Origin of the sequence: Thauera phenylacetica B4P (assembly GCF_000310225.1) — a bacterium.
GTDB lineage: Bacteria > Pseudomonadota > Gammaproteobacteria > Burkholderiales > Rhodocyclaceae > Thauera > Thauera phenylacetica.
Map to the genome: position 1 here is coordinate 1 of NZ_AMXF01000615.1, position 421 is coordinate 421.

Annotated in this window: 1 protein-coding gene; it reads left to right on the forward strand. The window is 77.9% G+C overall.

What is annotated here, in order from left to right; genetic code table 11:
- Positions 1-421 (forward strand): hypothetical protein (locus tag C667_RS23965; protein ID WP_004393082.1); only part of this gene is annotated, 421 nt, incomplete at both ends.

The following is a 421-nucleotide window of genomic DNA, read 5'->3' on the forward strand; positions in this document are numbered from 1 at the left end:
CCGACCTCGTCCTCGCCGGCCCCATCCTGCGCCGGGTCGAGGCGCGCCGGGTCGTGCTCTGGCTCGCCAGCACCCGCCCGCTGCGCGCGCGCATCGTCCTGCATCCGGACGGCGGCGGCGAGATCCGCCCCGCCGGCGCTTCCGACCCCGCCGAGCGCCCGCAATGCCGCAGCCTGCGCGCCGGCGAACACCTGCACTACCTGCTGCTCGACTTCGCGCTCGACGCCGAGCTGCCCGCCAGCCGCTGGATCGGCTACGCGCTCGAGCTCGCCCCCGCCGACGACGCGGCCGCGCCCTGGCTGGGCTGGCAGGACTGGGCGCCCGAGCTGTGCTATCCGGGGCGCGAGCGCCCCGGCTTCGTGTTCGCGCCGCGCGTCGCCGCGCTGCTGCACGGCTCCTGCCGCAAGCCGCACCACGACGG